Annotated in this window: 16 protein-coding genes; 7 read left to right on the forward strand and 9 right to left on the reverse strand. The window is 73.5% G+C overall.

What is annotated here, in order from left to right:
* The first annotated feature begins 4 nt into the window (after nt 1-4).
* The 3 genes from AD017_RS04980 to AD017_RS04990 all read left to right on the forward strand — a co-directional run bounded on the left by AD017_RS04980 (nt 5) and on the right by AD017_RS04990 (nt 2,582).
* A complete protein-coding gene (locus tag AD017_RS04980) occupies nt 5-985 on the forward strand; it encodes a beta-ketoacyl-ACP synthase III (RefSeq protein ID WP_010231569.1) in 981 nt (326 codons plus the stop codon).
* Nucleotides 986-1,051: 66 nt separating this feature from the next.
* Nucleotides 1,052-1,294 carry an acyl carrier protein gene (locus AD017_RS04985; protein ID WP_010231572.1) on the forward strand — a complete coding sequence of 81 codons (243 nt, stop codon included), beginning with the start codon at nt 1,052-1,054 and terminating at the stop codon, nt 1,292-1,294.
* 40 nt (nt 1,295-1,334) lie between these two features.
* Complete coding sequence (locus tag AD017_RS04990; RefSeq protein ID WP_029239605.1) at nt 1,335-2,582, forward strand: beta-ketoacyl synthase; 1,248 nt, start codon at nt 1,335-1,337, stop codon at nt 2,580-2,582.
* A gap of 69 nt (nt 2,583-2,651) precedes the next feature.
* On the opposite strand, the gene AD017_RS04995 is transcribed toward AD017_RS04990, so the two are convergent.
* The 4 genes from AD017_RS04995 to AD017_RS05010 all read right to left on the reverse strand — a co-directional run bounded on the left by AD017_RS04995 (nt 2,652) and on the right by AD017_RS05010 (nt 5,749).
* Nucleotides 2,652-3,197 (reverse strand): hypothetical protein, encoded by a 546-nt coding sequence (locus AD017_RS04995; protein ID WP_010231577.1) that lies wholly within the window; start codon nt 3,195-3,197, stop codon nt 2,652-2,654.
* 46 nt (nt 3,198-3,243) lie between these two features.
* Nucleotides 3,244-3,735 carry a DUF3145 domain-containing protein gene (locus AD017_RS05000; RefSeq protein ID WP_060573184.1) on the reverse strand — a complete coding sequence of 164 codons (492 nt, stop codon included), beginning with the start codon at nt 3,733-3,735 and terminating at the stop codon, nt 3,244-3,246.
* A 227-nt stretch (nt 3,736-3,962) separates the two neighbouring features.
* Nucleotides 3,963-5,036, reverse strand: a complete 1,074-nt coding sequence (locus tag AD017_RS05005) for an MBL fold metallo-hydrolase (protein WP_060573186.1) — start codon at nt 5,034-5,036, stop codon at nt 3,963-3,965.
* A 26-nt stretch (nt 5,037-5,062) separates the two neighbouring features.
* Entirely contained in the window at nt 5,063-5,749 is a 687-nt protein-coding gene (locus tag AD017_RS05010; protein ID WP_060573188.1) for a transglutaminase family protein, read from the reverse strand.
* Between the two features lie 221 nt (nt 5,750-5,970).
* On the opposite strand from AD017_RS05010, the gene AD017_RS05015 reads away from it, so the two are divergent.
* The 3 genes from AD017_RS05015 to AD017_RS05025 are packed head-to-tail and all read left to right on the forward strand — an operon-like array spanning nt 5,971 to nt 7,216.
* Entirely contained in the window at nt 5,971-6,183 is a 213-nt protein-coding gene (locus tag AD017_RS05015; RefSeq protein WP_010231584.1) for a helix-turn-helix domain-containing protein, read from the forward strand.
* A 9-nt stretch (nt 6,184-6,192) separates the two neighbouring features.
* Nucleotides 6,193-6,960, forward strand: a complete 768-nt coding sequence (locus AD017_RS05020; RefSeq protein ID WP_060573190.1) for a methyltransferase domain-containing protein — start codon at nt 6,193-6,195, stop codon at nt 6,958-6,960.
* A gap of 19 nt (nt 6,961-6,979) precedes the next feature.
* On the forward strand, nt 6,980-7,216 hold the full coding sequence (locus AD017_RS05025; protein ID WP_060573192.1) for a hypothetical protein: 237 nt from the start codon (nt 6,980-6,982) through the stop codon (nt 7,214-7,216).
* A 7-nt stretch (nt 7,217-7,223) separates the two neighbouring features.
* Here the strand turns inward: AD017_RS05025 and AD017_RS05030 are convergent, their stop codons facing one another.
* The gene (locus tag AD017_RS05030; RefSeq protein WP_010231587.1) at nt 7,224-7,694 is read right to left on the reverse strand and encodes an NUDIX domain-containing protein; all 471 of its coding nucleotides are present in this window, start codon (nt 7,692-7,694) and stop codon (nt 7,224-7,226) included.
* 156 nt (nt 7,695-7,850) lie between these two features.
* Between AD017_RS05030 and AD017_RS05035 the strand changes: the two genes are divergently transcribed.
* Nucleotides 7,851-8,843: an alpha/beta hydrolase gene (locus AD017_RS05035; RefSeq protein ID WP_349675459.1), complete on the forward strand. Its 993-nt coding sequence runs from the start codon at nt 7,851-7,853 to the stop codon at nt 8,841-8,843.
* 23 nt (nt 8,844-8,866) lie between these two features.
* On the opposite strand, the gene AD017_RS05040 is transcribed toward AD017_RS05035, so the two are convergent.
* From AD017_RS05040 to AD017_RS05055, 4 genes are all read right to left on the reverse strand, one after another.
* Entirely contained in the window at nt 8,867-9,508 is a 642-nt protein-coding gene (locus AD017_RS05040; protein WP_010231589.1) for a hypothetical protein, read from the reverse strand.
* Nucleotides 9,509-9,614: 106 nt separating this feature from the next.
* Nucleotides 9,615-12,494: a vitamin B12-dependent ribonucleotide reductase gene (locus AD017_RS05045; protein WP_029239608.1), complete on the reverse strand. Its 2,880-nt coding sequence runs from the start codon at nt 12,492-12,494 to the stop codon at nt 9,615-9,617.
* Nucleotides 12,495-12,661: 167 nt separating this feature from the next.
* Nucleotides 12,662-13,150, reverse strand: coding sequence for a transcriptional regulator NrdR (gene nrdR, locus AD017_RS05050; protein ID WP_029239609.1), 489 nt, complete (start codon nt 13,148-13,150; stop codon nt 12,662-12,664).
* Between the two features lie 333 nt (nt 13,151-13,483).
* The gene (locus tag AD017_RS05055) at nt 13,484-14,122 is read right to left on the reverse strand and encodes a hypothetical protein (protein WP_060573194.1); all 639 of its coding nucleotides are present in this window, start codon (nt 14,120-14,122) and stop codon (nt 13,484-13,486) included.
* Nucleotides 14,123-14,132 lie beyond the last annotated feature (10 nt).

Consider the following 14,132-nt stretch of genomic DNA (forward strand, 5'->3'; position numbering starts at 1 on the left):
TCGCATGCGTCTCTCGTCGCCCGTCACCGGGGCACGCATCCTCGGGATCGGCAGCGCCCAGCCCGAACAGGTCGTGACCAACGCCGACCTGGAGAAGCGGGTCGAGACCGACGACGCGTGGATCCGCTCGCGGGTCGGCATCGTCGAGCGCCGGATCGCCGACGCCGCGACGTCGCTCCCGGACATGGCGGTCGAGGCCGGGCGGGCCGCGCTCAAGGACGCGGGCTTCGACCCCGCCGACCTGGACGCCGTCATCGTCGCGACCTGCACCATGCCCAACCCGATCCCGAACGCCGCCGCGCAGGTCGGCACCGCGCTGGGCGCGAACGGGGTCGCCGCGTTCGACCTCAACGCCGCCTGCGCCGGCTTCTCCTACGGCCTCGGCGTCGCCTCGGACATGGTGCGGGCGGGCAGCGCGAAGCACGTGCTCGTGATCGGCGCCGAGAAGCTGTCCGACTGGATCGACTGGGACGACCGCTCGACCTGCATCATCTTCGCCGACGGCGCGGGTGCGGCCCTGGTCGGACCGGCCGAGACCGACGACGCCGTCGGGATCGGGCCGGTGAGCTGGGGCAGCGCGGGTGACCACGCGAGCACCATCCGGATCCTCGGCGAGACCACGAACAAGCTCCACCAGGAGGGCCAGGCGGTCTTCCGCTGGGCCACCACCGCGATCGCACCGATCGCCCTGGACGCGATCGAGCGGGCCGGGCTGACGCCGGCCGACATCGACGTCCTGATCCCGCACCAGGCGAACCTGCGGATCGTCGAGGCGATCGCGCGCAAGCTGCGCACCAAGGGTGCGCGGGAGGACATGGTCGTCGCCGACGACATCGTGCACTCCGGCAACACCTCGTCCGCGTCCATCCCGATGGCGCTGGACCACATGCGCGCCGCCGGCCGGGTACGGTCCGGCGACGTGCTGCTCCTCGTAGGCTTCGGCGCAGGTCTGTCCTACGCCGGACAGGTCGTCGTCTGCCCGTGACGCAGGGCAGCCGCCGTCCTGGCACCACACCCGAAACCGACCCCACCTCGCAAGGAGATACCGACCGTGGCTGACAACGCTGAGATCCTGTCCGGGCTGGCCGAGATCGTCGAGGAGGTCGCCGGCATCGACACCGCCGAGGTGACCCCGGAGAAGTCCTTCGTGGACGACCTGGACATCGACTCGCTGTCCATGGTGGAGATCGCCGTCCAGGCCGAGGACAAGTTCGGCGCCAAGATCCCGGACGACCAGCTGGCCGAGCTGAAGACCGTCGGCGACGCCGTCGACTTCATCGCCAAGCACCAGTGAGTCGTTCCGGCGCGCACCGCGCCGGGGAAGGGGAGACACCATGACCGACGGAGTGGTCGTCACCGGTTTCGGGGCCACCACCCCGCTCGGCGGGGACGCCATGTCCACCTGGGAGGCGCTGCTCGCCGGCAAGTCCGGCGTCGGCACCACCCGCGCGGACTGGACCGAGCGCTTCGACCTGCCGGTGGGCATCTCGGCCCAGCTCGCCGTGGACCCGGCGGAGGTCCTGCCACGGGTGCAGGCCCGCCGCATGGACCGCTGCGAGCAGGTCGCGATGATCGCCGCGCGGGAGGCCTGGGCGCACTCGGGGCTCGGTGCCGTCCCCGGTGAGGACGGCGCGAGCGTCGAGGGCGAGCGGCTGGCTGTCGTGCTGGGCGCCGGCATCGGCGGCGCGCCGACGCTCCTCGCGCAGGACGACCTGCTCGAGGAGCACGGCCTGCGCAAGGTCTCGCCGCTCACCGTCCCCATGCTCATGCCGAACGGGCCGGCCGCCATGGTCAGCCTGGAGTACAAGGCCAAGGGCGGGGTCCACTCCCCCGCGTCGGCGTGCGCGACCGGGGCCGAGGCGCTCGCCTGGGCCTACCGGCTGCTGCAGGCCGGCGAGGTGGACGTCGTGCTCGCCGGTGGCGCCGAGTCCTGCATCGTGCCGATCACCGTGGCCGGGTTCGTCCAGGCGCGGACGCTGTCCACCCGCAACGACGACCCGGAGCGCGCCTCCCGGCCGTTCGACACCGGGCGGGACGGCTTCGTGCTCGGCGAGGGCGCCGGGGTGCTGGTGCTCGAGCGCGAGGAGTTCGCGAAGGCCCGCGGCGCGACCGTCCACGGCCGGCTGGCCGGGATCGGCCTCACCTCGGACGCGTACCACATCACCGGGCCCGACCCCGAGGGCGAGGGCCAGGTCCGGGCGATGCGCAAGGCCGTCACGAACGCCGGCCTGGAGCCCTCCGACGTCACCCACGTCAACTGCCACGCCACCTCCACGGTGGTCGGCGACGTCGGCGAGTCGGTGGCCGTGAAGAAGGCCCTGGGCGACCACCCGGTGCTCACCGCGCCGAAGTCGGCGCTCGGGCACCTGGTCGGCGGGGCCGGAGCGGTCGAGGGCATCATCACGATGCTGTCGGTCCGCGACGACGTCGTCCCGGCGACGCTCAACCTCACCGACAAGGACCCGAAGGTCGAGCTGGACGTGGTCTCCGGTGAGCCGCGCAAGCTCACGGTCGACGCGGCGCTGAACAACTCGTTCGGCTTCGGCGGGCACAACGCCTCGCTGCTGTTCACCAAGCCCTGAGGCACTCCCCCACGACGACGGCGGCGGCTCCGGTCCACGGAGCCGCCGCCGTCGTCGTGTGTGGTGGGGTCAGCAGGGGGCGCCGAGGATCCCGCCCGGGTCGCCCACCAGGATCCGCGGCGGCGAGCCCGCCATCGGGTAGGTGGCCTGCCAGCAGATCCGCCCGACCTGCAGGCCCGGCGGGCCGTCCTCGGGGTTCTGCACGCTCACGAAGCGCACCAGCGCCACCACGCCACCGCCCGGGGCCGGGTCGATCCGGTCCACCCGGATCGTGCCGTCGGTGGTGGTCCCGACCCCGTCCAGCCAGACGTCGCGCGGTTGCTGCTCGGCGCGTTCCGGGCTGACCACCCGGGTCCAGGTCGCGTGGTCCCGGCCGTTGATCGCGTTGAAGTAGAGCTGGACCTGTTCCAGGACCAGCTGCGCGGCCGGATGGTCCGCGGCCCCGTCGCTGATCGTGACGGTCTGGTCCCCCGCGCCGTCGTCGGGCACCCGCGGCGGCGCCGCGGCCGGTCCGACGCCGTCCGGTGAGGACCCGGACGCCGTCCAGGCGGTCCCCCCGAGCGCGACCAGTGCCACGACCAGCCCCGCGGCCACCGCAGCGGCCCGCGCGCTCATCGTTCCCCCGTGCACACGTCGTCCAGTGTGCCCGGAGGCTTCCGGGTCAGCCGACCCGGTGGGTCAGCCAGGTGACCGCGGCACCGTCACCGGCGAAGCGGAAGGACTCCAGCTCGTCGTCCCAGGCGGTGCCGAGGAGCTGGTCGAGCTGCCGGGTGAGGCCCGTGCCGCCGTGCTCGCCCATCACCGCGCGCAGCTGGTCCTCGGGCAGCACGACGTCGCCGTTGGCGCTGGTGCGGCCGTGCCACATGCCGAGGCCGGGGACGTGCATGAACCGTTCACCGTCCACGCCGGGGCTCGGTTCCTCGGTCACCTCGAACCGCAGCATCGACCAGGCGCGCAGCGCTCCCGCGAGGGCCCCACCGCTGCCGGCCGGACCGCTCCACGAGCACTCGGCCCGCATCTGCCCGGACGCCACCGGCTGCGCGGACCACTCGAGAGAGACCCGCGCCCCGAGGACGCCCGAAATCGCCCACTCGACGTGCGGACAGACCGCAGTCGGCGACGAGTGGACGAACACCACTCCGCGTGTGCTCACTGCCAACCTCCGCTGTCGTCGACGAGGATCGTCTTCCCCTACGTCCTCTGTGACTTCTGCGGTGCTGCGTGGTGACGCGCGGTACGGATGTGCTGCGTGTGGGTGTGAGGGCGACCTCCGGGTCAGGTGGGTCCGTGGCATCACTCTGCCGCATTCCGTCCCGGACGGCCACCCCGACACGACTTACGGGTGAACCGCCGACGGCGTGTCGCGGCCCGGCGCGCGGGTCACGCGGTGTAGGTGGCGATCATCGCACCGGACGCCGGATCCACCGTCTCCGAGCGGACGAGATCGCCCCGGTCGGCGAGGACGTCGAGGTGCGCACCGGTCTCCAGGACGGCCAGCATCCGGTTGAACAGGTCCATGTCGTCGAACCGGTGCTCGCGGCGGGTCCAGCGCAGCACCCGGGCCACGTCCTGGGCGGTCGGTGCGCCCGCGACGACGGCGTCCCGGCTCTGGGCGAGCCGCACGTCGTGGTGCGCGAGCAGCTCGTCGACCCGGGCGTGCACCCGGCCGCCGATCGCGCCGTGCGCGGGCAGCAGGCCGGCGTCGGGCAGCGAGCGGACCAGCCGCAGCGAGTCGAGGAACTGGCCGAGCGGGCTGTCCACGATGGTCGGCTGGAGCCCGATCGACGGGGTGATCCGCGGCAGGACGTGGTCACCGGCGAAGAAGAGCTCGTTCTCGGCGTCGGTGAAGACGAGGTGCCCGCGGGTGTGCCCGGGCGTCTCGACGGCGGTGAGGGTGCGGGTGCCGGACTGGTCCCCGACGGCGATCGCCGCCCGGTCGGCGATCCACTCGTCGGGCGCCTCCCACTCCTCGGGCACCGGCCGCGGCCACGGACCGCTGCGGCCGATCTCCTCGACGATGTCCACGGCGCCGCACCGCAGCAGCCGGGTCCGCTCGGGCTCGCGCTCGGCGCGGTCCGGGGAGGCGATGATGTCGAGGTTCGGCTTCTCCCCCGCCCCCAGCAGGACCCGGGCGCCGTACTCGCGGCGCAGGATCGACGCGAGCGTGTAGTGGTCCCGGTGGGCGTGGGTGATGAGGAACCGGCGGACGTCGCCGAACCCGGAACCGAGGGCGGCCAGCGCCTTCCCCAGCAGGTCACGGGACTCGTCGATGGCCCAGCCGGAGTCCACCAGGGTCCACCCGTCGGCATCGGCGATCGCGTAGACGTTGACGGCGCGCAGGCCGTCCTGGGGCAGTGGCAGCGGGATCCGGTACACCCCGGGCGCGCAGCGGAACACGCCGGGCGTGGTCCAGTCGCCGTCGGGATCGTCGTCGGTCACGGTCGGGAGGCTCACCCCTCGACCCTAGATCGTTGCCGTTGCTAGCGGGTGAAGGCGTCCTCCCCCGGCTCGTGCGCAGCGAACATCTCCTCGCCGTAGTGCTCCCGGAAGCTGGTCAGGACGTCGTCGAGCGGGAGGTCGTGGAACGTGCCGCGGTCGTGCTCGTAGCTCATGTAGCGGGCACCGGCGCCGTCGTAGGCGTGCATCAGGGCGTCGCCGGTGCCGTCGAACGCGATCGGCTCGACGCCGAAGCGGGCGCACAGCTCGGCGTTGAACGCCGGGGTGGCCTTGCGCCAGGCGCCGTCGAGCCACAGCGCGGTGTAGCCGTGCCAGACGAACAGGTCCGCCCCGCCCATCCGGTCCCGCAGCCGCGGGGTGTTGAGGTGGTTGCGGACGTCGGCGAAGCCGAGCCGGGCCGGGATCCCCGCGGCACGGGCGGCCGCGGTGAGCAGCACCGCCTTGGGCACGCACCAGTTGCCCTGCTGCCCGGCGACCCGGCTCGCGCGGTACGCCTCCGGGTCGGTGACGACGCAGAACGGGTCGTACCAGATCTCGTCGCGGACGGCCTCGAACAACGACGCGGCCCGCGCGCGGGGGTCGTCGAGCCCCGCGGTCACCCGGGCGGCGAAGGCTCGCACCGCGGGGGCGTCCGAGTCCGTGAACCGGCCCGGTTCCAGGTCCTGTGCGGCCGGCTCGCCGGTCCCGGTCGATGGCTCCCGTGCGGACACCGTCGTCCTCCCCTCTCGTGTGGTCGCGACCCTACGCGGGCCCCTGAATCTCACCGTACGTAGGCGTTCGAGCACCCTGTGCCGATCTTCGGCGCGGAGTCCACCCGAGGGTGGGACATGATCGCGCCGGGAGTGTGGCCGGTTCCGCGCTACCGTCCCTGCGTTCGCTGATCACGATGGTCGGCCGCGGGGGCGCGGTACGGCGGAGGAGGGGCGCACGCATGGGGGCAGGGATCCCGGAGCAACGGTCCGGGCAGGACGCGCCGTTCCTCACCGTGGCAGAGGTGGCCGAGCGGATGCGGGTGTCGCGGATGACGGTGTACCGGCTGGTGCACTCCGGCGAATTGCCCGCGGTGCGGTTCGGCCGGTCGTTCCGGGTGCCACCGGAGTCGGTGGAGACGTTGATCGAGTCGGCCCGCTACACGGGGAGCTGAGCGCCACCGATGCTGCCCACCGACGCCGCCTCCGCGCGGCGGGTGGCCGGTACCTACGACACGCCGGAGGCCGACGCCGAGCGGGTCCGGGCCCGGTCGTTGCTGGCCGCGGATCCCGGCGAGCGGATCCTGCTCGTCGGGACCGGGCCGGGGCACCTGCTCGCGGAGCTCGCCACCGCGTGCGGTCCCGGCGTGCAGGGCGTCGATCCCGACCCGGTGATGGTGACGCTCGCCCGGCGACGGTGCGGGCCCGCGGCCGTCGTCGAGCAGCGGGCGCTCGGTGGTCCCCGGTCGCTGCCCGACGGGCCGTTCGACGCCGTCGCCTGCCTGCAGGTGCTGGAGTTCCTGACCGACACCCGTGCGGCCGTGGCGGAGCTGTTCCGGGTGCTGCGCCCGGGCGGGCGCCTGCTGGTGCTCGACACCGACTGGACCTCGCTGCACTGGCCGGGCCACGGTCAGGACCGGCACCGCCGCGTCCGGGACGCCTGGTGCACGACGATGCCGCGGCCGCGCCTGCCGCACGAGCTGGGTCCGCTGCTGCGCGCGGCCGGGTTCGCCGACGAGTGGGCCGAGCGCGCGACGATGCGCGGGCCGGCCTCCACCGGTTACGGCGCGGAGCTGCGCGAGATGGTCGCCGACGCCGCGCCCGGGCGGTGCGGGCTCACCCGGGCCGAGGTCGCCGCCTGGGCGGACGGTGTCGCCGCGTGTGCGGACGAGCCGTTCTCGGTGGACCGGTGGTTCCTGGGCGCCCGGCGGCCTGGCGGGACCCGAGCATGATCGGGCAGCATCGGCGCCCGTGAGCAGTACGCCAGACGCACGGGTCCCGGCCCGGGTCCGGATCGGGCAGCGGCCCGACCACGTCCGCTGGTTCCGGGTGGTGCCCCGGACCGGGGAGTGGGTCAACTTCGCACCACCCGGGATGACACGCGACGACTACGAGGTCGACTGGGTGATGCACTGGGCCGTCGACCCCGACGACGGCGACCAGCCGGACATCACGATCGAGATCCAGCTCGTCGACCCGGAGGGCTGAGCGCCGGTCAGCGGAAGCCGTGACTGGTGATCGCGGCGGGGCCGCCGCGGCGGACGGCGTCGAGGACCGCCCGCTCGTGCGGCACGGTGTCGACCGGCAGCGCGGCCAGCGGGAACCAGTCCAGCCCGGCGGTCTTGCCGGTCTCGGCCGCGTGCGGCTCGCCCGTCCAGCGGCGGGCGGTGAAGAAGAAGTCGACGCGTTCGTCGACCGGATCGCCGTTGCGCTGCGTCCGGTGCACGGCAGTCAGCGGCAGCAGGTCGGCCGGGTCGATCGTGACGCCGAGCTCCTCGCGGGCCTCCCGGACGGCCGCGGCGGGCGCGTCCTCACCCTCCTCGACGTGACCGGCCGCGGCGGCGGCCCAGTGGCCGTCCATGAACCCGGTGTTCGCACGCAGCTGCAGGAGCACCTCGGTGCGCTCGCCGTCGCCGCGCAGCAGCAGGACGTAGGACGCGGGGACCACCCGGTAGCGATCGGTCACGGCGCCGACCCTAGGCGGGACCCGGCGCGGGACCCGGCGCGGGACCCGGCGCGGGACCCGGCGCGGGACCCGGCGCGGGATTCGGCGCGGGATTCGAGAAGGACCCCGAACCTCGTCGCAACGCCGGGGTAACGGGGTGCGCCTACCGTCCCTGCGATGGCGGTGCGGGACGAGGAGCGCAGGGCGGTCGGTGACCGGCTCGGGATGGTTCCGCCACGCGGGTCGGAGCTGAGGTTCCGCACGGTGCACGGCTACCGGCGGGCGTTCCGCGTCGCCGGGTCCGGGCCGCCGATCGTGCTCGTGCACGGCATCGGCGACAGCTCCGCGACCTGGGAGGCCGTCCTCCCGGCACTGGCCCGCCGGTTCCTGGTGATCGCCCCGGACCTGCTCGGGCACGGTCACTCGGACAAGCCGCGCGCCGACTACTCGGTCGCGGCGTACGCCAACGGGATCCGTGACCTGCTCGGGGTCCTCGGCGTACCGCGCGCGACGCTGGTCGGGCACTCGCTCGGCGGCGGCGTCGCGATGCAGTTCGCCTACCAGTACCCCGACCGCACCGAGCGCCTCGTGCTCGTCGGCAGCGGCGGCGCGGGCCCGGAGGTGACGCCGTTGCTGCGGGCCGTCAGCCTGCCCGGTGCGCAGGCGGCGCTCGCCGCGCTGCAGCTGCCGCCGGTGCGGTGGCAGGCCGGGCTCGTCCTGGACCTGCTCCGCGTGCTCGGTGCCGATCTCGGACGGGACGCGACCGACCTGCTCCGGCTGATCGACGCGTTGCCGGACGCGACGTCGCGGGCCGCGTTCATCCGGACGCTGCGGGCGGTCGTCGACTGGCGCGGGCAGGTCGTCACGATGCTCGACCGCTGCTACCTGACCCGCGGGATGCCGACGATGCTGGTGTGGGGCGGGCGGGACGCCGTGGTGCCCGTCGAGCACGGCTACACCGCGCACCGGGCGATGCCGGGCAGCCGGCTGGAGGTGTTCGACCACGCCGGGCACTTCCCGTTCCACTCCGACCCGGCCCGGTTCGTCGGGCTGCTGGAGGAGTTCCTCGACTCGACCGAACCCGCCCGATGGAGCCCGGAGCAGTGGCGCCAGCTGTTGCGCTGCCCGGTCCCCGTCCCGGCGCGGCCCGGACCGGTGTCCGCGACCTGACCGCTCCCAGGCCGGCCGCTCGCTCAGTGGAGGATGCCGAGCCACCGGGATGCACAGGCGTGGCAGGCGCCGTACGTGGTGTCGTCGCGAGGCACCTGGCGCAGGCAGAACGGGCAGTGCACCAGCCGGCGGCGGGCCCGGCGCAGCAGGCGGTCGCGGACGTCGCGGACCGCCGCCGCCTGCTCGTCGTCCGGGTCGGTGCACCCGGCGAGCCCCCGGACCTCCTCCTCCTCGACCGGGTCCAGGACCGGCAGGTGCCCGTCCCACCGGGTGCGGGGACGGGCGAGGCGGGGCGGCCCGTACGGGGCCAGCCCGAGCATCAGCTGGGCGGGTTCCCCCGCGACGAACCAGTCGACGTCCGGCCCCGCCCCCGGCACGGGCAGGCCGGCCGAGCGCAGGTCGGCGTCGGTCCAGCCGCCCGCCCGCAGCTCGGCGGGGGTGAGCCCGAAGTGCCGCAGGCCGTCGGCGGGGAGGTCGAGGTCGCGCAGCTCGGACGGCGAGGGGACGCCGACGAACACCCGTCCGCGGGCGGGTGGGTCGTCGTCCCCGGCCGGAGGGGTCCCGCCGTCGCCGGAGGCGGGTCGCCACGGTGCCGCGACCAGCAGAGCGAGGACCCGCGGGTCGATGCCGAGCCGCCGGGCGAGCTCGTGCGTGTGGTCCTGCACCGGTGGTTCCCCTCCCTGTCCCCAGGGTTCCGCCGCGGGGCCTCGCGACGCGCCACGGGGCGGCACCGGAGTCGTCCGGTACCGCCCCGCGGTGTCGTGCCGGGTGTCAGCTGCAGCCGCTGGTGGAGCCGCAGCCCTCGCAGAGGTAGCAGGACCCCGCCGGCCGCATCTTCGTCCCGCAGGTCATGCACAGCGGGGCGTCCGCGGCCTTGCCCAGCCGCAGCTCCAGCAACTCGGTGGAGCTGCCGACCTCGGCCGGAGCCGGCTCGACGCCGGCCTCGTCCTTCTTCTCGGACGTGGGCACGGAGGACCGGAACTCCTCCATGTCCAGGTTCTCCGAGCCCGAGCCGTAGTCGCTCTCGACCTGGGCCGACCGCTCGTCCGAGGAGAAGATCCCCAGCTGGACCCGCTTCTCGTAGGGCAGGTGGTCCAGCGCGAGACGGCGGAACAGGTAGTCCAGCACCGAGGTCGCGATCCGGACGTCCGGGTCGTCGGTCATGCCGGCCGGCTCGAACCGCAGGTTGGAGAACTTCGAGACGTAGAACTCGAGCGGGATGCCGTACTGCAGCCCCACCGAGATCGACATCGAGAAGGCGTCCATCACGCCGGCGAGCGTCGAGCCCTGCTTGCCGAGCTTGACGAAGATCTCGCCGAGCCCGTCGTCGGGGTAGCTGCCCGCGGTCAGGTAGCCCTCGGCACCGCCGACGGTGAAGGACACCGTCTCGCTGGGGCGCTTCTTCGGGAGCCGCTTGCGGATGGGCCGCTGCTCGACGACGACCTTCGGCTCCGCCTCGGCCGTCTTCTCGCCGGAGCCGCCCTTGCCGGCGGACAGCGGCTGGCCGACCTTGCAGTTGTCGCGGTAGATCGCGAGTGCCTTGAGGCCGAGCCGCCACCCCTCGAGGTAGATCCGCTCGACGTCCTCGACGGTGGCCCGCTCGGGCATGTTCACCGTCTTGGAGATCGCACCGGACAGGAACGGCTGGGCCGCCGCCATCATCCGGACGTGTCCCATCGGCGCGATCGACCGCTCGCCCATGGCGCAGTCGAACACCTCGTAGTGCTCGGGCCGCATGCCCGGGGCGTCGACGACGTGGCCGTGCTCGGCGACGTACTCGACGATCGCCTCGGCCTGCTCGGCCTGGTAGCCGAGGTTGTCCAGCGCCCGGCGCACCGACTGGTTGACGATCTGCATGGAGCCGCCGCCGACCAGCTTCTTGAACTTGACCAGCGCCAGGTCCGGCTCGATGCCGGTCGTGTCGCAGTCCATCATCAGGCCGATCGTGCCGGTCGGTGCCAGCACGGAGGCCTGGGCGTTGCGCCAGCCGTTCGCCTCGCCGATCTCCTGGCACTGCTTCCAGGTCAGTGTGGCGAGCTTCTGGATCGCGGTGGACGCCGCGAAGGTGCGGATCCCGTCGTTCGCGGCCGCGTGCTTGCGGATCACCCGCTGGTGCGCCTCGGCGTTGCGGGCGTAGCCCTCGTACGGGCCGACGACACCGGCGAGCTCCGCGGAGCGCTTGTACGCGGCACCGGTCATGAGGGAGGTGATCGCGCCGGCCAGCGCGCGGCCGCCCTCCGAGTCGTATGCGTGCCCGGTCGCCATGAGCAGCGCGCCGAGGTTCGCATAGCCGATGCCGAGCTGCCGGAACTTCCGGGTGGTGTCCGCGATCGGGTCGGTCGGGAAGTCCGCGAAGCAGATGGAGATGTCCATCGCCGTGATGATCAGCTCGACGGCCTTGGCGAAGGTCTCGGCGTCGAACCGGTCGTCGGCGTCGAGGAACTTCAGCAGGTTCAGCGACGCGAGGTTGCAGCTGGAGTTGTCCAGGTGCATGTACTCCGAGCACGGGTTCGACGCGGTGATCCGGCCCGACTCCGGGCACGTGTGCCAGTCGTTGATCGTGCCGTCGTACTGGATGCCGGGGTCGGCGCAGTTCCAGGCGGCCTCGGCGATGCCGTGGAAGAGCTTGCGGGCGTCGACGGTGTCGATCACCTCGCCGGTCATCCGGGCGCGCAGGCCGAACTCGGTGTCCTCCTCGACGGCGCGCATGAACTCGTCGGAGACCCGGATCGAGTTGTTGGCGTTCTGGTACTGCACCGAGGTGATGTCGGAACCGCCGAGGTCCATGTCGAAGCCGGCGTCGCGCAGCACGCGGACCTTGGCCTCCTCCTTGGCCTTGGTCTCGACGAACTCCTCGACGTCGGGGTGGTCGACGTCAAGGACGACCATCTTCGCCGCCCGGCGGGTCGCGCCCCCGGACTTGATCGTCCCGGCGGAGGCGTCCGCACCGCGCATGAAGGAGACCGGGCCCGACGCGGTGCCGCCGGAGGACAGCAGCTCCTTCGACGACCGGATGCGGGAGAGGTTCAGACCGGCACCGGAGCCGCCCTTGAAGATCAGGCCCTCCTCCCGGTACCAGTTCAGGATCGACTCCATCGTGTCGTCGACCGACAGGATGAAGCAGGCGCTGACCTGCTGCGGGCTGGGCGTGCCGACGTTGAACCACACCGGCGAGTTGAAGCTGAACACCTGGTGGATCAGCATCCAGGTCAGCTCGTGGTCGAACACCTCGGCGTCGGCGTCCGTGGCGAAGTAGCCGTTCTCGACCCCGGCCCGCCGGTAGGTCCCGACGACGCGCTCGACGAGCTGCTTGAGGCTGGACTCCCGCGTCTCGGAGCCGACCGCACCGCGGAAGTACTTGCTCGTGACGATGTTGGTGGCGTTCACCGACCAGGACGAAGGGAACTCCACGCCGCGCTGCTCGAAGTTGACCGTGCCGTCACGCCAGTTCGTCATGACGACGTCCCGGCGCTCCCACTCGACCTGCTCGTACGGGTGGACGCCCTCGGTGGTGAAGACGCGCGGCACGGTCAGGCCACGGCGCTTCGCGCCGGCCTTGCCCCGGCCGCGGGCGGCCTTCGGGGCCTCCCCCGCGCCGTTCGTGCTCTCGCTCCCGGTGCCTGTCGTCGGGCCCCCGACGGTCTCGGTCATGAACTGCCTCCGCATCCGACGTCCTCTGCCCGCCCGCGCGCTGGGGTGCGCGGGCGTTCCCCGGACGGTGCCGTGCACCGTCCCCCTTCCGGTCCTGCCGACGTGGCTCCCGCGGTGCCGGTGTGCGCGCCCCCTGGTGCCCGCACCGGTCCGATCGGTCGCCCGGTTCAGCCGTCCCGGTTGCCGGCCGCGTCGTCGGCTGCTTCCCCGGCAGCCGCCGTACGCAGATCGGCGATCTCCTTCTCGAAGTCCTCGATGGAGGAGAAGGACCGGTAGACGCTCGCGAACCGCAGGTACGCGACCTCGTCGAGATCGCGCAACGGTCCGAGGATCGCCAGCCCCACCTCGTGGCTGGGAATCTCGGCCGCCCCGCGGGCACGCACCGTCTCCTCGACCCTGTGGGCGAGCTGCTGCAGGTCGTCCTCGTCGACCGGCCGGCCCTGACACGCCCGCCGAACCCCTCCGACCACCTTCTGGCGGCTGAAGGGCTCGCTCACCCCGCTGCGCTTGACGACGGCGAGCACGGTCTCCTCGACCGTGGTGAACCGGCGACCGCACGCGGTGCAAGACCGGCGACGGCGGGTACACGTCCCGTCGTCGGCGGTCCGGGAATCGATCACCCGCGAGTCCGGGTGGCGGCAGAAGGGGCAACGCACGACGTACCCACCCTCTTTCTCCCGCGACCTACCGGAGACTCTCCGCGATGACCTGTTCCCCAACCCGTGGGAGAACGACACCAATGTAACCCCTACATCTAGGGGTGCGCCATCCCAGGGGCGGCGCGGCGCCGAGCTTCGCCCGATCGGGACCCGAAGCCTCGCACACCGGCTCCCGGCCCCCGCCGACAGCAACCGATCATGAACGGATGCATACGCCCTGATCAGGTCGTGCACGCCGGCTCCGCCCGCCGTCCGTCGCCCCGGAACGACCGCGCCGGACGGCCACCCGGTTCCGCGACACGCCGGTGTGTCGCGCCCGGCGGCCACCGGTCAGCGTCCGGTCGCCGCCGTCACGACCGGCCCCGCCGGGCTCGCGGGGGCCGTCGCGCCGCCGGCGTTCCACCCGGCGGCCGCGTCACCCAGCAGCCCGAGCACCACGACGGCGGTCGCCGCGCACAGCGCGACCGCCACCCCGGCCAGCAGCCGGGAGCCCCGCGAGTGCGCCTGCGCCTGCCGCGTCCGGCGACGCGCCGGGGCGACGCACCGGCGGTGCAGCGGACGGACCGTACGCGGCGCGGGCACGGACGACGGGTCCGCCGCCACCGGCCGCCGGTCACGCCCGGGGACCCCCGCCGTCCGCCACGCCGGTGCCGCGCCCGGAACGACCGGCACACCGTGGACGGTGCGGCGCCCGGTGCGCTCCGGACGGTCGTGGCCGCCCTCGGCCCGCTCGATGCCGGCCCAGCGGAGCGCGGCACGCTCGGCCGCCGACAGCCGGCGGACGCCCTCGGCCACCGGCACCGCCCGGTCCTCGACGGGGTCGGCGTCGCGCAGCGCCGCCGTGGAGCGGCCCCCGCCCGCGCAGACCGGCCGGACCGGGCGCCTGCGCTCACGCGGTCCGGCGGAGCGCGTTCCCCGCGCCGTCTCGCGGGTCCCCCGCGCCACGTCACGCACGTCGAGCTCTCGCATGGCTCCTCCT

This window comes from Pseudonocardia sp. EC080619-01, from assembly GCF_001420995.1.
Taxonomy (GTDB): Bacteria; Actinomycetota; Actinomycetes; order Mycobacteriales; family Pseudonocardiaceae; genus Pseudonocardia.